A 17,091-nucleotide genomic window follows, 5' to 3' on the forward strand; every position below is an offset into this window, starting at 1 on the left:
GGCTGCGGCTTGCTGTGCAGTTTAGTGGCCGACCCGCAGCTCGGCCATGACCGAGCGGGACAGAACAGCAGCCGGCAGGCACGCCGCTGATCGCGAGCATGACAAAATTTTGCCTGCCAAGGAAACCAAATGGATCGTTCCCAGTCTCAGGAAGTGCCCCGTAAACCTTTGCGGATCAAGGACCTATATCGTGATGACCCGCCTTGCAAGCTTCTCGTTGGTTGCCGCCATCCTGCTGACCGCTGGCTGCCACAGCCATCGCTACCATGACGACGACGATGGCTGGCGTGATCGCGACCGTGGCCAGCGCCACCATCATCGGCATGACCGCGACGATGACGATGACAACCGTCAATACCGCGGTGACCGCTACTACCGCTGAAGCGTCTTTGCACCCCTGACCCGCCGCCCGTTGCGCGGCACCTTAACCTGATGATTCCTTTTGAGGTTCGTACCATGCGTCTGACTCTACCTTCCCTTGCTCTCGGCCTGCTGCTGTGCCAGGGCGCTTTCGCCGGTGACGGTACCGCCGCCATTGGCGGTGGCCTGGGTGGTGTACTGGGTAACGTTGTCGGTCAACAGATCGGCGGCAGCACTGGCGCTGCGATTGGTGCCGGTGTCGGCGGCGCGGCCGGCAGTGCGGTAGGCGCACGCAAGGGCAACCGCACCGAAGCCGCCATCGGCGGTGGCCTGGGTTCGGCGGGCGGTTCGCTGCTGGGCGGCAAGGTCGGTGGCTCTGCCGGTTCGACCATCGGTGCCGGCCTGGGCGGTGCTGCAGGGGGTGCCATCGGCAACCACCTGGGCGACAACAACGGCAAGAAACACCGCCGTCACCGCCACTGATCCAGCTGACCAAGGGGTTGCTCGGCAGCCCCTTTTGCTTGTGAAACCCTGCAACACGTCAACACACCCTTCACCGCAAGCTGGCACACTGGCTGCTACTGTCTACCGTGCCCCCGTGTGAAGGAACACCCCCTCCCCATGAACCAAGAGCTGCTCTGGGTCCTCGGCCTGTTGGCCATCGTCGTCGTCCTCTTCATCATCAACCGCCCGCGCATGGACGTGGTGGCGCTGATGGTGATTCTCGCCCTGCCGTTATCGGGCATCCTTACCGTGGAACAGGCCCTGGCCGGCTTCAGCGACCCCAACGTGGTGCTGATCGCTGCCCTGTTCGTGATCGGCGAAGGCCTGGTACGCACCGGCATCGCCTACCGCATTGGCGAGTGGATGAGCGAGCGGGCCGGCAACAGTGAAGCGCGCCTGCTGGTATTGCTGATGGTGGCGGTAGCGGGGCTGGGCTCGGTGATGAGCTCGACCGGGGTGGTGGCGATCTTCATACCGGTGGTGCTGAGCATCGCCGCGCGCCTCAAGCTGTCACCCAGCCGCCTGATGATGCCCTTGAGCTTCGCCGGCCTGATCAGCGGCATGCTCAGCCTGGTGGCCACGCCCCCCAACGTGGTGGTGCACAGTGAACTGGTGCGCCATGGCGAGCAGGGCTTCAACTTCTTCAGCTTTACCCCGTTCGGCCTGGTGGTTCTGGTGCTGGGCATCGGCTACATGCTGCTGACGCGCCACTGGCTCAATGGCGAAGTGCGCAAGGACGGCCGCGTGGAAACCCGCCGTACGCTGCTCGACCTGGTGCTGGACTACAAGCTCAACGGCCGCGAGCGGCGCCTGCGCATCCGCCCCCATTCGCCGCTGATCGGCCACACCCTGGGCGAGCTGGAGCTGCGCACCCGGCATGGCGCCAACGTGATCGGCATCGAGCGCCAGCACAAGTTCACCACGCGGGTCATCGCGGCCGACTCCAACACAGTACTGCACCAAGGTGACGTGCTGTTGCTCGACCTGTTCGCCAACCGCGACGACCTGCGCAGCCTGTGCCAGACCATGCAACTGGAACCCCTGCACTTCAAGGCGGCGTACTTCATCGACCAGTCCCAGGAGCTGGGCATGGCTGAAGTGTCGCTGCCCCCCGGCTCGCAGTTGGTCGGCAAGAGCATCCTCGAGCTGGCGTTCCGTAGCCGCTTCGGCCTCAACGTGGTGGGTTTGCGCCGTGAACAGGCCGCCATCGAAGAGCAACTGGTGGAAGAAAAGCTGCGCCTGGGCGATACGCTGCTGGTGGTCGGCCCCTGGAAAGCCGTGCGTCAACTGCAAAGCAACCCCCACGACTTTTTGGTGTTGAGCCTGCCTGCCGAAGTCGATCAGGTAGCCCCGGCCCGCAGGCGCGCACCCCAGGCCTTGCTGAGCCTGGCGGTGATGGTCGGGCTGATGGTCAGCGGCGCGGTGCCCAATGTCATCGCCGCCTTGATCGGCTGCCTGTTGATGGGCGCGGGCCGCTGCATCGACATGAACAGCGCTTACCGGGCCATCCATTGGCAGAGCCTGGTGCTGATCGTCGGCATGCTGCCCTTCGCCCTGGCCCTGCAGAAAACCGGCGGTATCGACCTGGCAGTGACCGGCCTGGTCAGTGTACTCGGCGACGCCGGGCCGAGGGCCATTCTGGCTTGCCTGTTTGCCATGACCGCAGTGATCGGCCTGTTCATCTCCAACACCGCCACCGCCGTGCTGATGGCACCGGTAGCAATCAGCACCGCCACGCAGTTGGGCATGTCGCCCTACCCGTTCGCCATGACTGTGGCCCTCGCCGCATCGGCCGCGTTCATGACGCCCGTCTCGTCACCCGTCAACACCCTGGTGCTCGGGCCTGGGCAGTACCGCTTCGGTGACTTCGTCAAAGTCGGCGTCCCTTTCACCTTGCTGGTGATGCTGGTCACCGTACTGATGGTGCCGTGGTTCTTCGGCTTGTGAAGAAATCGACAGGGAATGCAGGCAATTTGGCATTATCCAGAAGGATCGCGGCAGATTGACATCAACTGCCCTGTGGAAACACACTGATACGTAATTGCCCCAGGTGCTTCAAGGCGTTTTCCTGGATTTCGTTTCCGCTTGCCGGTCGAGTTCATGGTTTTTCCAGCCCAATCGCGCTTGTTGCCCTACGTCGCTCTGCTTTGCCTGACCTTTGCCTTGACCCTGGGCGGCATCCTGGCACGCCCGATCGAGTCCCTGTCGCTGTTCTGGCCAGTCAATGCGGTACTGGTCGGCGTGCTGTTGCGTTACCCCCGCCAGGCCAATGCCCTTGGTTTCACACTGGTGTGGCTGGCCATGGTGGCGGCCGACCTGCTGTGCGGCAGTGACTGGAAGCCGGCCTTGTGGTTCAACCTGTGCAACCTCGGCATGGTGTTCAGCGTGTGGCAGTTGCTGGCACGCGTGCCGCGCCTGCACCGCCGCATGCGCAGCCCGCATGGCGTACTCAGCGTGTTTGCCGCTTGCGCGGCCGGTGCCATGGTCGCGGCGAGCCTGGCCTCGGTCATGGCCGCCCCTTGGTTCGAGCAATCCCTGCAGGCCACCTGGCTGGCCTGGTTCAGCGAACAGTTCTCGACCGGCGTACTGGTGCTGCCAGTGCTGCTGACCGCCCCCTCGGTACGCGCCCTGATGCGCAGCGGCGCCCAGCCGGTACGGTTGCCGCCCCTGCTGGTGCTGCTTGCTTCGCTGGCCTTCAGCATCGCCTTTGGTGGGCCAGGCGCCATTGCCTTCCCCATTGCCGCGCTATTGTGGTGTGCCTGGACTTACCCGCCGTTTCTGGTCTCGCTGCTGACGCTCACCGCTGGCAGCACGCTGATCGTCGCGGTCGCACAAAACCTCATGCACTTCAGCGTGCCGCAAAGCGAACCGGGCGTCACTACGCTGATGTCGGCCCGCCTGGGCATCGCCATGCTGGTGCTCGGGCCGCTGGTGGTGGCCTGTGTCAGCCAGGCCAACCGCAGCCTGCTGGCGCGCCTGGCGCATCAGGCCACCATCGATCACCTGACCGGTGTACTGACCCGCAGCGCATTCACCCGCCGTGCCAGCGCGCTGCTCGACAGCCGCCAACAACACGGCCCGGCACTGCCGCTGACCTTGATGATGCTGGACATCGACCATTTCAAAGCGATCAATGACGCGCATGGCCACGCGGTTGGTGACAAAGTGCTGCGCCAGTTCGCCCGCACCCTGCAAGACCAGTTGCACGAAGGGCAGCTGTTCGCGCGCATGGGCGGCGAGGAGTTTGTCGTGGTCCTCCCGGGCCTTGCGCCGGAGCGTGCCAAATTCACCGCCGAACGCCTGCGCCGGGCGGTGCAGGACCTGCATGTGGTGCAGGCCGACCATCGCCTGCATATTACCGTGAGTATCGGCCTGGACGGCTGCGCCGCCGATACCCCGGCACCGAGCCTGGACGAACTGCTGGCGCGCGCCGACCAGGCGCTCTACCGGGCCAAGGCCCATGGCCGCAACCGTGTCGAACAGGCCGAGGCACAGCGCCAGGTGGTCTGACTCACCCAGCCAGCAAGTCCCAGGACAGCTTGGCGATCAGTACGCACAGCAGAATCAGGAACAGCCCGCGCACGAACCCTGCCCCCTTGCGCACCGCCAGCCAGGTGCCGGTCAAAGCGCCGAGGATGTTGCATGCCGCCATCGGCAAGGCGATGGCGTACAACACGTTGCCCGACGGCACGAAGAACACCAGCGCCGCCAGGTTGGTCGCAATGTTCACCACCTTGGCCGAAGCCGAGGCATGCAGGAAGTCCAGGGCGAAGAAGCGAATGAACAGGAAGATCAGGAAACTGCCTGTGCCCGGCCCGAACAGGCCATCATAAAAACCAATCGCCCCGCCGATCAGCACCGCCAGGCACTGTTCCTTGCGACCGATCTGCGTGGGCTTGTGCAAGGTGCCGAAGTCCTTCTTGCAGAAGGTGTAGATCGCCATCAGGACGATCATCACCAGCACTCCCGGGCGCATCACGCTGGGCGGCACCAGCGAAACCGTGGCGGCGCCAGCGAACGACATGACGAAGGCACTGAGTGCGGCGGGCACGATCAGCCCCCAGTCCAGCGTGACCTTGCGAATGAACGAGCGCGCCGCAAAGGCCGTACCACACACCGAGGCCAGCTTGTTGGTGCCCAGCAAGGCCGCCGGTTGCGCGGTGGGCAGCACGTTGAACAACGCCGGGATCTGAATCAGCCCTCCACCGCCCACGGCGGCGTCGATCAAACCGGCGGCAAAGGCGAATACAGAAAGTACGGCGATATCCATCATGATGCGGCTCCAGGCAGTGAGTCAGGCTGCAAGGCTAATCAAAGTGCCGCACTTGTGTTGAAATGCCACATTGCGAAAACTGCAACGAGGGCTAGGCAATGGCATTGGACATGCTGCGGGAGATTCAGGCGTTCGTCAGTGTGGCGCACAAGCGCAGCTTCGTTGCCGCAGCGCGCGCCCTGGGCCGTTCACCCAGTGCAGTGACGCGTGCGGTGCAAACCCTGGAAGACAATGCCGGCAGCAAACTGCTCAACCGCAACGCCAATGCCGTGACCCTTACCGAAGCCGGCGAGCGCTTCTTACCCCATGCCGAACGCTTGCTGGATGTGCAACGTGATGCAGCCGATGAGCTGGCCGCGCTCAGCGGCAGCGCGCAAGGCTGGATCCGTTTTGCCGTGCCGCAGTTGCTCGGTGAACATGTGCTGCCACGGGTACTCGCCGCGTTCTCCCAACGCCACCCACAAGTGACCCTGGACGTGCAGTACAGCGATGCCGCCCTGGACCCGCTACTGGATAAATTCGACTTCGTGGTGCGCGGTGCCTTTCCGCAATCCAGCGAGCTGATCGGTTATCCGCTGTGGGGCTACCGCCGCCATCTCTATGCAAGCCCGGGTTACCTGGCCATGGCGGGCAACCCGCAACACCCCGATCAGCTGGAAGACCACGCACTGATTCTGCATACCGCCCCGCGCATACTCAAAGCCTGGCACTTCTGCCGTGATGGCCAGATCACCAGCCTGCGCCCGACGCCACGGCTGCGCCTGGATTCGGGCGATGCGGTGTACCACAGCACCCTGGCAGGGGGTGGTATCGCGCGCCTGGCAGCCTGGGTTGGCGAAGCCCAGGTCGAAGCCGGGCGCCTGGTGCGGGTGTGCCCGCAATACCACTTGACTTCAAGCACAGGCCAGGACCCACAAATGCACGCGGTGTACCCCGCTGGCGAGTTGCCCGCACGGGTGCGTGAGCTGTTGCAGGCCCTGCGCCGCGCCGGCCTATCGGCCTGACCCAAGCACCGAAAAGGACTGTTCAAATTCTGCTCAATTTAACAGAGCCCGCTTCCGGCTTGGCTTACAGCATTTTATCCACAGACCTACCCACGTTTTTTGTGGACAGATTTCCCAGCGCAAAGAACGACTTATCGCACATGCAGCAACGCCGAATTGGCCAGCTTGACCAGTTCGATCCATTCGAGGGTGCTGATCACTCCCGACTGTTCCAGCGCGCCGGCACTGCGTAGCGCCTCATCGTAGCCCTCCTCGTCGAGGGAGCCTTCAGCGAGAAAACGGCAACGCCACTCCAGCATGGCTGAAGTGCCTTTCTTGCATTCCATGTATGTTCGACTCCAAGGCAAAAGACCGGCCCGTCAATGCGGGCCGTATGACGGCGGCGGGAGACTACACGAGCCATTTGCACTTGAGAATGACTTGCAGCTACCGCTGGTCAAGCGATGGCGTCGGGCGGCGTTGGCGAAGGTCGCGCACGTGCAGGCCCATCTGGCGAATCAGACGGGCCGCAGAGGGGGAAGTGTGGTGAATATCAGCTTGGCGGGATGGTGCCTAAAAGACCTATCAGAATGGTCAGTAGCAGAAAACCACCCAGGAACAGCGTCAGCTTGCCCATCGGAACCTCTACAGTGTGATGCGGGGAATGGGCATATTGTCGTACCTGGCCTGATACGGTTACAGATTCAGGTTTGCAGAAAAAAAGCAGATCAGATACGCCGCATTAATCGAATCAAGTTGAATCAGCTCAGTTGCTTGAGCTTCTCCGCTGGCAACCAGCCCAGCTCGCCATCGCCATGGCGCTGGCACCATATCCAGCCATTGAGCGGGCGAAGCATCTGCACCAATTGCCCAGGGTCAGCGTCCAGTTCATGGGCCGAGTAGTGATCAAGCGCCCTGCCCCGCCCCACGCTGATCGGCTCGATGAGCTGGGCCGGCACCCAACCTGGTTCCTGGCCGGCGCACGAACACAGGTACCAGTCCTGCCAGCCCGGCTCACCCTCATAGCGCGGGCCAATATCCAGCAGCGTGCCCTTGGCGAAACGAAGCGGGCGTGGGTACTCGCTGCGATGGGGCTCGATCACGATGTAATGCATGGGGCCTCTCCTTGGCCTGGGAAACCAGCGATCGTAGCAGATGCTGTCTGATATGCATTTGCTAAATGCCGTGGCCCATTGCCCTCGCCAACAGCCCGCTTCAGGGCCTGTAATTGCTACACAAGATTTCGAAGCTCACGGCGCACCTGCTGCAGATCGCTGCAACTGATGGCGCTCTCGAAATCGCTTCAAAACCCGTCAGTCCGCAGTATTGAGCGCCATCTGAAACACACTTCTTGAAACGGACAGATTAAAGATTTGTAGGATTTTATCCCGCGATTCGTAGGAGAACTTTAGGCAGCAGCTTGGCCCCTGTATGAAACATCAGTTTCATCGGCAAAATCGAGCTGATACGGTCCAGTTTTCCTACAACGGCACGGACGCCTACCGCATGAGAAAAGCATGGACCCGTTCGACTCCTCAGCCCTGAAACTACAGAAAAACCTGCTGACACTGCGCCGAGCGCGTGACCGCCTGAGGCAGGAAGGCAATGACAAGGAAGCGGATCAGCTTGCGCAGCAGATTGCGCGCATCGAGAGGGTGTTGAGCACTATGCAAGGTACGATCAGACCGCCAACTTTGCAGTGAGCCCAAGCATTTTCGTGTACGGCGGGTACGCGCCCTTGGCGAACATTGGTGAAAGGTGCGTCGGTCATGCCTGCGCCTGCCCCGTAGGCTCTCGGTAACTGGCGCAAAAGTAACCCTGCGAAAGGTTCAGCCAGGCAAAGATGACCAAGCTTCACGACGCGAATTGTGTACCCTGTACGCCTTATGCCATTCGCCGTTGGAAGCGCCCATGAATAAATTGATCCTACCTGCCGCCATCTTCTTTAGCGTGCTCATCGCCGGCAAGCTAGCCGAGCACTTCGGGCTTGAGGGCAGCTGGAAAATCGGCTTGCTCTGCCTCGTGGCAGCGGCCGTGCAGATCGCGGTTTCGCGTTTGCAGCGCATGCAGCAGCAAAAAGCCCAACGTTGACTCGCCTGCTGCCTCATTCCAGTTAGGAAAACATCGCTTCATAGCAGACCGGTCAGCGGCCAACTGGGTGCACTTGATGACAATTTTTGCATGCCAAAAACGCAAAAAGCCCTGAATAATCAGGGCTTTGAATATGGCGGAAGCGTAGAGATTCGAACTCTAGGATAGTTGCCCATCGACGGTTTTCAAGACCGTTGCCTTAAACCACTCGGCCACGCTTCCAGCTCGTTTTGCGGCCGCCATAATACCGTAATGAAACACGCTGTCAAACTCTCTATGTCGCCGGTTGCAGGAGCTCTGATAGACTCCTAGCATCTGAACGTCTGAAACCACAGGTTTACCAAGGAGTGTCGCCATGCGCGAACAGGATTACGCCGTACACCACGGCCAGCAGGTCGAGCAGCAGGAGATCAGCAAGGTCCTGCGCAACACGTACAGCCTGCTGGCACTCACCCTCGCCTTCAGCGGTGTCATGGCCTTCGTTGCCCAGCAGATGCGTGTCGGCTACCCGAATATTTTCGTGGTGCTGATCGGCTTCTACGGGCTGTTCTTCCTCACCAACAAACTGCGTGATTCGGCCTGGGGCATCGTGTCCACCTTTGCCCTCACCGGCTTCATGGGCTTCATCCTCGGCCCTATCCTCAACCGCTACCTGGGTATGGCCGGTGGCGCTGAAGTGGTCAGCTCGGCCTTCGCCATGACCGCGCTGGTGTTCGGTGGTCTGTCGGCCTACGTGCTGATCACCCGCAAGGACATGAGTTTCCTCAGCGGTTTCATCACCGCAGGCTTCTTCGTGCTGCTGGGTGCAGTGGTTGCCAGCTTCTTCTTCCAGATCAGCGGCCTGCAACTGGCGATCAGCGCTGGCTTCGTGCTGTTCTCGTCGGTCTGCATCCTGTTCCAGACCAGCGCGATCATCCATGGCGGTGAGCGTAACTACATCATGGCGACCATCAGCCTGTATGTATCGATCTACAACCTGTTCGTCAGCCTGCTGCAGCTGTTCGGCATCATGGGCCGCGACGACTGATTGCGATCGGTTGTATGCAGTAAAAGGAAAGCCCGCTTCGGCGGGCTTTTTCATGAGCGAAGATTGACCTAAAAGTCAGCTTATTGGGTGAATAGCCACCGATCATGCTGCCATCGTGCTTGCCACTACCCCTAACGCGCCTGAGCCCGTAGAATGCGCTCCTTTTTTCTCCCAGGGCAGCCTTGTGCAATGAGCTCACACGAACACAGCCCAGGCGCATCGGCGCCTGCCAATGAACTGGTGCTTGGCCTTGAGGACAAACCGCGGCTGCTGATCGGCCTGCTGGCGGCGTTGCAGCATCTGCTGGCGATCATCGTACCAATCGTCACGCCTGGCCTGTTGATCTGCCAGGCGCTTGGCGTTTCGGCGCGTGACACCAACCTGATCGTGTCGATGTCGCTGGTGATCTCCGGTATCGCCACTTTCGTCCAGTGCAAGCGCTTCGGGCCCTTCGGTGCGGGGCTGCTGATTGTCCAAGGCACCAGCTTCAACTTCGTCGGGCCGCTGATTGCCGGTGGCGCGTTGATGGTAAAGCAAGGCACGCCGGTTGAAGGCGTGATGGCAGCCATCTTCGGTGTGGTGATTGCGGGCTCCTTCGTGGAAATGGGCGTGTCGCGCATCCTGCCATTCGTCAAACGCCTGATCACCCCGCTGGTGACCGGCATCGTCGTGCTGATGATCGGCCTGACCTTGATCAAGGTCGGCCTGATCAGCATGGGCGGGGGCTTTGGCGCGATGGCCAATGGCACCTTCGCCAATGGCGAGAACCTGTTGCTGTCGGGTGTGGTGCTGGCGATCATTGTCATCCTCAACCGCATCCCTGTGGTCTGGATGCGCAGCTGCGCCATCGTCATCGCCTTGGCGGTTGGCTATGCGCTGGCCGGCTACCTGGGCCGCCTGGACTTCACCGGCATGCACGAGGCCGCGCTGTTCCAGGTGCCAACACCTTTGCACTTTGGCCTGAGCTTCTCGTGGGCGCTGTTCATTCCGATGCTGGTGATCTACCTGGTGACGTCGCTGGAAGCCATCGGTGACGTCACGGCTACCAGCAAGGTCTCGCGCCAGCCAGTCGAAGGCCCGGTGTGGATGCAACGGATCAAGGGCGGGGTGCTGGTCAACGGCGCCAACTCGCTGCTGGCTGGCCTGTTCAATACCTTCCCCAGCTCGATCTTTGCCCAGAACAATGGCGTTATCCAGCTGACCGGTATCGCCAGCCGCCACATCGGCATCTGGATTGCTGTCATGCTGGTGCTGTTGGGCTTGTTCCCATCGGTTGCCGGGGTGATCCAGGCGGTACCGGAGCCGGTGCTCGGTGGCGCAGCCATGGTCATGTTCGGCGCGGTAGCGGCCTCGGGCATCAACATTCTGGCCAGCACTCAGCTGGACCGTCGTGCCCTGTTGATCATCGCGGTATCGCTGGCCCTGGGCCTGGGTGTGGCTCAGGTGCCAGAGTTTCTGGCCCACATGCCAGCGGCGATCCGCAATGTACTGGAGTCGGGCGTCGCTACCGGCGGTATCTGCGCCTTGGTACTGAACTGGTTCCTGCCAGAGAGTAAAGAGCGCGCCTGATCACTCGGCGCCTCAGCTAAAAAGCCCACCCCTTTGCGCAAGGCCACAAGGCCCTTGCATGAGCGGGGATGGGCTTTTTTGCTTTATCATGGCGGCATTCCCTTGCATGAGTTGTCCATGAAATTCGCTATCGCGGTATTTTCCCCGGCCCATGCGCCCTCCTCGCGCCGCGCGCTGCGCTTTGCCGAGGCGGTGCTGGCCGGCGGGCATGAGATTGCCCGGCTGTTCTTCTACCAGGACGGGGTACACAGTGCCTCGGCCAATGTGGTCACCCCTCAGGATGAGCTGGATGTCGCCGCCCAATGGCGCACCTTCATCGACAGCCACCAACTGGACGCTGTGGTGTGCATTGCCGCCGCCCTGCGCCGTGGCGTGCTCGACGAAGCCGAGGCCAGCCGCTATCAACGCCCGGCCGCGAACCTGCCCAAGCCCTGGGAGCTGTCGGGGCTCGGCCAACTGCACGAGGCGGCGCAGAGTGCCGATCGCCTGATCTGCTTCGGAGGCGATTGAAATGGCCAAGTCCTTGTTGATCATCAGCCGCCAGGCCCCCTGGAACGGCCCATCGGCCCGCGAAGCGCTGGACATCGCATTGGCCGGGGGCGCGTTCGACCTGCCGCTGGGCATGCTGTTCCTCGATGACGGTGTGTTCCAGCTTGCCCCAGGCCAGCAGCCCACCGCCCTGCAACAAAAAAACCTTGGCGCCAACCTGCAGGCCTTGCCGATGTTCGGCGTAGAAGCACTGTTCGCCTGCAGCCACAGCCTGCGCCAGCGCGGCCTGGCAGCCGACACCCTGGAACTGCCCGTACAAGTGCTGGACGATGCGGCCCTGGCTGCATTGATCGCCCGTTTCGACCAGGTGGTAACGCTCTGATGACGACCCTGCATGTAATTGCCCATTCGCCCTTTGGTGACGACCGGCTGGCCAGTTGCCTGCGCCTGCTCGGTGCCGACGATGCACTGCTGCTGTGTGGCGATGCGGTCTATGCACTGCACGCCGGCAGCGAACCACAGCGCCTGTTGCAGGGCGCAAACCTCAGCCAGCGCCTGTTCGCCCTCGACGAAGACCTGCAAGCCCGCGCAGTTGCCAACCACCTGGCCACGCCCGTGGACTACGCCGCATTCGTCGAGCTGTCACTGCATTACGACAAGGTCAACAGCTGGTTATGAGTACCCTCAACGTTGGCGATCAGGCGATTGCCTTGGACAAAGACGGCTTTCTGGTCGACCTGCAAGACTGGTCCCCTGCCGTTGCCAATGCCCTCGCCGCACGCGAAGGTATCCCGTTGACCGAGGACCATTGGGCAATCCTCGAACTGCTGCGCCAGTTCTACCAGGAATTCCAGCTCTCCCCGGCCACACGCCCACTGATCAAGTACACCGCCCTCAAGCTGGGGCCCGAAAAGGGCAACAGCGCGCACCTGAACCGCCTGTTCAACGGCACTCCCGCCAAACTTGCCGCCAAGCTGGCGGGCCTGCCCAAGCCGACCAACTGCATATGATCGAACCACGCCCGCTCACCCTGCAAACCCCCGCCGAACACCCGTTCGCCGAATTCGTGCGCATACTTGGCAAAGGCAAGCGCGGCGCGCGCGGCCTGACCCGCGAGGAAGCCCATGCAGCAATGACCTTGCTGCTGGAGGACAAGGTCGAAGACGCTCAACTGGGTGCCTTCCTGATGCTGCTACGCCACAAGGAAGAAAGCGCCGAGGAGCTGGCCGGCTTCACCGAGGCCCTGCGTGCGCACCTGCAGGCCCCGCACATTGCCGTGGACCTGGACTGGCCCACCTATGCCGGCAAGAAACGTCACCTGCCCTGGTACCTGCTGGCCGCCAAGTGCCTGGCCAACAACGGCGTGCGTATCCTGATGCACGGTGGCGGCGCCCATACCGCCGGGCGCATGTACACCGAACAACTGCTTGCACTGCTGCACATCCCACTGTGCCGTGACTGGTCGGCAGTCGGTACCGCGCTCGACCAGCACCGCCTGGCGTTCTTCCCGCTGCAGGACTGGGCGCCGCAGTTGCAACGCATGATTGATCTGCGCAACACCCTGGGCCTGCGCTCGCCGATTCATTCGCTGGCACGGGTACTCAACCCGCTGGGCGCACGCTGCGGCCTGCAGAGCATCTTCCACCCGGGCTACCAGGCGGTGCACCGCGAAGCCAGCCGCCTGCTCGGCGACCACGCCGTGGTGATCAAGGGCGACGGCGGCGAAATCGAAGTCAACCCCGACGTCATCAGCCACCTCTACGGCACCACCGCTGGCGAGGCCTGGGATGAAGAATGGCCAGCCCTGAGCGAACGGCGTCACGTCAAACCGCCTAGCCTGCAACCGCAGCAGCTGCTTGCCGTGTGGCAAGGTGATGCCGAGGACAGTTACGGCGAAATGGCGGTGGTCGCCACCATGGCTTTGGCCCTGCGCGGCCTTGGCCAGCATCGTGAAGACGCCTTCGCCACCGCGCGCCGTTACTGGAGCGAACGCAACACATCGATTTAATCGATCAAAGACCCCGAGTCTTTGCGCTATTTGTTCGAACGATTTTCCCTAGACTGGGCTCCAACGACAAACAACTTTGTTCCGAGGAGCTCAGCATGGGCCTTTTGATCGACGGCCGCTGGCATGACCAGTGGTATGAAACAGGCAAAGACGGTGCCTTCAAACGCGAAAACGCCCAGCGCCGCAACTCCCTGCCCGCGCCTGAAGCCGGCCGCTATCACCTGTACGTCTCGCTGGCTTGCCCATGGGCCCACCGCACCCTGATCGTGCGTGCGCTCAAGGGCCTGGAGCCGCTTATCGATGTGTCGGTGGTGAGCTGGTTGATGCAAGAAAACGGCTGGACATTCAACCAGCAACAGGGCTCCAGCGGCGATCACCTCGACGGCCTCGAGTTCCTGCACCAACGCTATACCCAGGATGACCCGCATTACACCGGGCGTGTCACCGTGCCGGTACTCTGGGACAAGAAAGAGAAGCGCATCGTCAACAACGAATCGTCCGAGATCATCCGCATCTTCAACAGTGCCTTCGACGAGTTGACCGGAAACCGCCTGGACCTGTACCCCGAGCCGTTGCGCCCAACGATCGACGCACTGAACGAGCGGATCTACCCGGCGGTGAACAATGGCGTATACCGCGCAGGTTTCGCCACGACGCAGGACGCGTACGAAGCGGCATTCGACGAGGTGTTCAATGAGCTGGATCATCTGGAAGCGCTGCTGAGCCGCCAGCGGTACCTGGCCGGTGAGTACCTTACCGAGGCCGATGTGCGCCTGTTCACCACGCTGGTGCGCTTCGACGCGGTGTATCACGGGCACTTCAAGTGCAACCTGCGGCGCCTGGCCGATTACCCGAACCTGTCAAACTGGCTGCGCGAGCTGTACCAGTGGCCAGGGGTGGCGCAGACGGTGGATATGGAGCACATCCAGAAGCACTATTACATGAGCCACAAGACCATCAACCCGAATGGGATCGTGCCCAAGGGGCCGCTGCAGGAGTTTGGCCTGGCGCATGATCGGGAGCGTTTGGCGGGGCGTGGGATATGGCTTAATAGCTGATAACGCCGGGGCCGCAAAGCGGCCCCGTTCGATTTCAGCTTTGTTGCGACCCTTCAAACCAAGCCAGCTTTTCACGCAACTGCACCACTTCCCCGACGATCACCAGGGTCGGCGCATGCACTTCATGCTGGGCGACCAGGCCCGGCAAATCCGCCAGGGTACCGGTGAACACCCGCTGATTACGCGTTGTCCCCTGCTGCACCAGCGCCGCAGGTGTGCTGGCCGCACGCCCATGACGAATCAGCTCGGCGCAAATGGTCGGCAAGCCCACCAGCCCCATGTAGAACACCAGAGTCTGGTTCGGCGCCACTAGGTCATTCCAAGGCAGGTTACTGGTCCCGTCCTTCAGGTGCCCGGTCACGAAGCGCACCGACTGCGCATAATCGCGATGGGTCAGCGGGATGCCGCCGTAGGCAGAGCAACCACTGGCCGCAGTGATACCCGGTACCACCTGGAACGGGATGCCCTGCTCGGCCAGTTCTTCGATCTCCTCGCCACCCCGCCCAAAGATGAACGGATCGCCACCCTTGAGCCGCAGCACGCGCTTGCCCTGCTTGGCCAGGTCGACCAGCAGACGGTTGATCTGGTCCTGCGGCACCGCATGCTCGGCGCGGCGCTTGCCCACGTAGATACGCTCGGCATCACGTCGGCACATCTCGATGATGGCCGGGGCCACCAGGCGGTCGTACAGCACCACGTCGGCCTGCTGCATCAGGCGCAAGGCACGGAAGGTCAGCAAGTCCGGATCGCCCGGCCCCGCGCCCACCAGATACACCTCACCGCCCTGTTGCACCGGTGCACCATCGACCATCGCCTGCAACAAGCGCTCGGCCTCCGCGCCCTGCCCGGCCAGCTGGCGCTCGGCAACCGGGCCCTGGAATACGTTTTCCCAGAAACCGCGACGCTGGTTGACGTCCGGGTACAGGCGTTTGACCTGGTGCCGGAAACGCGCGGCCAACCCGGCCAGCTCGCCGTACGCCGAGGGGATCCACGCCTCCAGCTTGGCGCGAATCAAGCGCGCCAAGACCGGCGCATCACCGCCACTGGAGACGGCCACCACCAACGGCGAGCGGTCGACGATGGCCGGGAAGATCACCGTGCACAGGGCCGGCGCATCCACCACATTGACCGGCAGGTTGAGCGACTGGGCATCGGCCGACACCTGGGCGTTGAGCCCAGGGTCGTCGGTGGCCGCGATCACCAGCCGGCAACCGACCAGGTCGGACGCCTGATACCCCCGCACCAGCACCTCACCGCCACCTTCCCGGGCCAATGCAGCCAACTGGCCATCAACCTCGGGCGCCACCACGCGCAGCGCGGCGCCGGCATCAGCCAGCAGGCGCGCCTTGCGCAAGGCAATTTCACCGCCACCGACAACCAGTACCCGGCCGCCCTGCAGCTTGTGGAACAGTGGCAGGTAATCCATTTAGCGGATGACCTCGACGCCACCCATGTACGGTTTGAGCACCTCTGGCACACGGATAGAACCGTCGGCCTGCTGATAGTTCTCAAGGACCGCCACCAGGGTGCGGCCTACCGCCAGGCCAGAGCCGTTGAGGGTGTGCACCAGCTCTGGCTTGCCGGTTTCCGGGTTGCGCCAGCGGGCTTGCATGCGACGGGCCTGGAAGTCACCGCAGTTGGAGCAGGAGCTGATCTCGCGGTACTTGTCCTGGCTTGGCACCCACACTTCCAGGTCGTAGGTCTTCACCGCACCAAAGCCCATGTCGCCGGTGCACAGCGCCAATACGCGGTACGGCAGCTCCAGCAGTTGCAGCACACGCTCGGCGTTGCCTGTCAGGCCTTCCAGGGCTTCCATCGACTTGGACGGCTCGACCACCTGCACCATCTCGACCTTGTCGAACTGGTGCTGGCGGATCATGCCGCGGGTATCACGGCCCGAAGCGCCGGCTTCACTGCGGAAGCACGGGGTGTGGGCGACCAGCTTGAGCGGCAGTTGCTTGGCATCGAGGATTTCACCCGCGACCAGGTTGGTCAGCGAAACCTCGGCCGTCGGGATCAGGTAGAAGTCGGCTTCGCCTTCACGGGTGATCTTGAACAGGTCTTCCTCGAACTTGGGCAACTGGCCGGTACCCTGCAGGGCCGGTGCCTGTACCAGGTACGGGGTGTAGTGCTCTTCGTAGCCGTGCTCGCCGGTGTGCAGGTTGATCATGAACTGCGCCAGGGCGCGGTGCAGGCGGGCGATCGGGCCACGCAGCACGGCAAAGCGTGCGCCAGACAGCTTGGCAGCGGCTTCGAAGTCCAGGCCACCGCTGACCTCGCCCAGGGCAACGTGGTCCTTGATCTCGAAGTCGAACGCTGTCGGCGTGCCCCAACGGCGCACTTCGACGTTGTCGTCTTCGCTGGCGCCGACCGGCACGCTGGCGTCCGGCAGGTTGGGGATGGTCAGCAGGATGGCGTCCAGTTCAGCCTGGATGCCATCCAGTTCGACCTTGCCGGCGGCCAGTTCATTGGCCATGCGCTCGACATCGGCCATCAGCGGCGCGATGTCCTCGCCTTTGGCCTTGGCCTGGCCGATGGACTTGGAGCGGGCGTTGCGCTCGGCCTGCAGCTGCTCGGTACGGGTCTGCACCGCCTTGCGGCGCTCTTCCAGTGATTCGATGCGCGCGACATCCAGGCTGAAGCCACGGGAGGCCAGGCGATCCGCCACTTCCTGAAGTTGGCCGCGTAACAGTTTGGAATCGAGCATATCGTTCTCTCGTTATATGTAA

The 17,091-nt window shown here is 62.5% G+C and carries 20 protein-coding genes and 1 tRNA gene; 15 read left to right on the forward strand and 6 right to left on the reverse strand.

What is annotated here, in order from left to right:
- Positions 1–193 precede the first annotated feature (193 nt).
- The 4 genes from DJ563_RS11895 to DJ563_RS11910 all read left to right on the forward strand — a co-directional run bounded on the left by DJ563_RS11895 (position 194) and on the right by DJ563_RS11910 (position 4,374).
- Positions 194–382 (forward strand): hypothetical protein, encoded by a 189-nt coding sequence (locus DJ563_RS11895; protein ID WP_033696810.1) that lies wholly within the window; start codon positions 194–196, stop codon positions 380–382.
- Between the two features lie 74 nt (positions 383–456).
- Positions 457–843: a glycine zipper domain-containing protein gene (locus DJ563_RS11900; RefSeq protein ID WP_033696807.1), complete on the forward strand. Its 387-nt coding sequence runs from the start codon at positions 457–459 to the stop codon at positions 841–843.
- Between the two features lie 138 nt (positions 844–981).
- The gene (locus DJ563_RS11905) at positions 982–2,811 is read left to right on the forward strand and encodes an SLC13 family permease (RefSeq protein WP_274099445.1); all 1,830 of its coding nucleotides are present in this window, start codon (positions 982–984) and stop codon (positions 2,809–2,811) included.
- Positions 2,812–2,949: 138 nt separating this feature from the next.
- Positions 2,950–4,374, forward strand: coding sequence for a GGDEF domain-containing protein (locus DJ563_RS11910; protein ID WP_274099444.1), 1,425 nt, complete (start codon positions 2,950–2,952; stop codon positions 4,372–4,374).
- A 1-nt stretch (position 4,375) separates the two neighbouring features.
- Here DJ563_RS11910 and DJ563_RS11915 read toward each other — a convergent pair whose 3' ends face one another.
- Positions 4,376–5,137, reverse strand: coding sequence for a sulfite exporter TauE/SafE family protein (locus DJ563_RS11915; protein ID WP_434519587.1), 762 nt, complete (start codon positions 5,135–5,137; stop codon positions 4,376–4,378).
- A gap of 98 nt (positions 5,138–5,235) precedes the next feature.
- Here DJ563_RS11915 and DJ563_RS11920 point away from each other — a divergent pair, with 98 nt between their 5' ends.
- A complete protein-coding gene (locus DJ563_RS11920; RefSeq protein ID WP_274099443.1) occupies positions 5,236–6,141 on the forward strand; it encodes a LysR family transcriptional regulator in 906 nt (301 codons plus the stop codon).
- 131 nt (positions 6,142–6,272) lie between these two features.
- Here the strand turns inward: DJ563_RS11920 and DJ563_RS11925 are convergent, their stop codons facing one another.
- Entirely contained in the window at positions 6,273–6,467 is a 195-nt protein-coding gene (locus DJ563_RS11925) for a hypothetical protein (protein WP_274099442.1), read from the reverse strand.
- Between the two features lie 414 nt (positions 6,468–6,881).
- Positions 6,882–7,235 (reverse strand): SH3 domain-containing protein, encoded by a 354-nt coding sequence (locus DJ563_RS11930; protein WP_434519588.1) that lies wholly within the window; start codon positions 7,233–7,235, stop codon positions 6,882–6,884.
- A gap of 402 nt (positions 7,236–7,637) precedes the next feature.
- On the opposite strand from DJ563_RS11930, the gene DJ563_RS11935 reads away from it, so the two are divergent.
- Both DJ563_RS11935 and DJ563_RS11940 read left to right on the forward strand, forming a co-directional pair.
- Complete coding sequence (locus DJ563_RS11935) at positions 7,638–7,823, forward strand: hypothetical protein (protein WP_274099440.1); 186 nt, start codon at positions 7,638–7,640, stop codon at positions 7,821–7,823.
- Between the two features lie 208 nt (positions 7,824–8,031).
- A complete protein-coding gene (locus DJ563_RS11940) occupies positions 8,032–8,211 on the forward strand; it encodes a hypothetical protein (protein WP_033696799.1) in 180 nt (59 codons plus the stop codon).
- 134 nt (positions 8,212–8,345) lie between these two features.
- On the opposite strand, the gene DJ563_RS11945 is transcribed toward DJ563_RS11940, so the two are convergent.
- Positions 8,346–8,433, reverse strand: a tRNA-Ser gene (locus DJ563_RS11945).
- A 133-nt stretch (positions 8,434–8,566) separates the two neighbouring features.
- On the opposite strand from DJ563_RS11945, the gene DJ563_RS11950 reads away from it, so the two are divergent.
- From DJ563_RS11950 to DJ563_RS11985, 8 genes are all read left to right on the forward strand, one after another.
- Complete coding sequence (locus DJ563_RS11950; RefSeq protein WP_033696755.1) at positions 8,567–9,238, forward strand: Bax inhibitor-1/YccA family protein; 672 nt, start codon at positions 8,567–8,569, stop codon at positions 9,236–9,238.
- A gap of 189 nt (positions 9,239–9,427) precedes the next feature.
- Positions 9,428–10,807, forward strand: coding sequence for a nucleobase:cation symporter-2 family protein (locus DJ563_RS11955; RefSeq protein WP_033696754.1), 1,380 nt, complete (start codon positions 9,428–9,430; stop codon positions 10,805–10,807).
- A 117-nt stretch (positions 10,808–10,924) separates the two neighbouring features.
- Entirely contained in the window at positions 10,925–11,317 is a 393-nt protein-coding gene (gene tusD, locus DJ563_RS11960; protein ID WP_033696753.1) for a sulfurtransferase complex subunit TusD, read from the forward strand.
- Between the two features lies 1 nt (position 11,318).
- Positions 11,319–11,678 (forward strand): sulfurtransferase complex subunit TusC, encoded by a 360-nt coding sequence (tusC, locus tag DJ563_RS11965; RefSeq protein ID WP_033696752.1) that lies wholly within the window; start codon positions 11,319–11,321, stop codon positions 11,676–11,678.
- Positions 11,678–11,974 (forward strand): sulfurtransferase complex subunit TusB, encoded by a 297-nt coding sequence (gene tusB, locus DJ563_RS11970; RefSeq protein ID WP_274099439.1) that lies wholly within the window; start codon positions 11,678–11,680, stop codon positions 11,972–11,974. Before tusC ends, tusB begins: the two co-directional genes overlap by 1 nt.
- The gene (locus DJ563_RS11975; RefSeq protein ID WP_186660134.1) at positions 11,971–12,306 is read left to right on the forward strand and encodes a TusE/DsrC/DsvC family sulfur relay protein; all 336 of its coding nucleotides are present in this window, start codon (positions 11,971–11,973) and stop codon (positions 12,304–12,306) included. Before tusB ends, DJ563_RS11975 begins: the two co-directional genes overlap by 4 nt.
- On the forward strand, positions 12,303–13,304 hold the full coding sequence (locus DJ563_RS11980; RefSeq protein WP_434519589.1) for a glycosyl transferase family protein: 1,002 nt from the start codon (positions 12,303–12,305) through the stop codon (positions 13,302–13,304). The genes DJ563_RS11975 and DJ563_RS11980 overlap by 4 nt, the downstream gene beginning before the upstream one ends.
- 95 nt (positions 13,305–13,399) lie before the next feature.
- A complete protein-coding gene (locus DJ563_RS11985; RefSeq protein WP_434519590.1) occupies positions 13,400–14,362 on the forward strand; it encodes a glutathione S-transferase family protein in 963 nt (320 codons plus the stop codon).
- Positions 14,363–14,396: 34 nt separating this feature from the next.
- On the opposite strand, the gene cysG is transcribed toward DJ563_RS11985, so the two are convergent.
- Both cysG and serS read right to left on the reverse strand, forming a co-directional pair.
- A complete protein-coding gene (cysG, locus tag DJ563_RS11990) occupies positions 14,397–15,788 on the reverse strand; it encodes a siroheme synthase CysG (protein ID WP_434519591.1) in 1,392 nt (463 codons plus the stop codon).
- A complete protein-coding gene (gene serS, locus DJ563_RS11995; RefSeq protein WP_033696744.1) occupies positions 15,789–17,069 on the reverse strand; it encodes a serine--tRNA ligase in 1,281 nt (426 codons plus the stop codon). It lies immediately after the preceding gene.
- Between the last annotated feature and the right edge of the window lie 22 nt (positions 17,070–17,091).

This window comes from Pseudomonas sp. NFX1, from assembly GCF_051123555.1.
In the GTDB taxonomy this organism is placed as follows: Bacteria; Pseudomonadota; Gammaproteobacteria; order Pseudomonadales; family Pseudomonadaceae; genus Aquipseudomonas; species Aquipseudomonas capeferrum.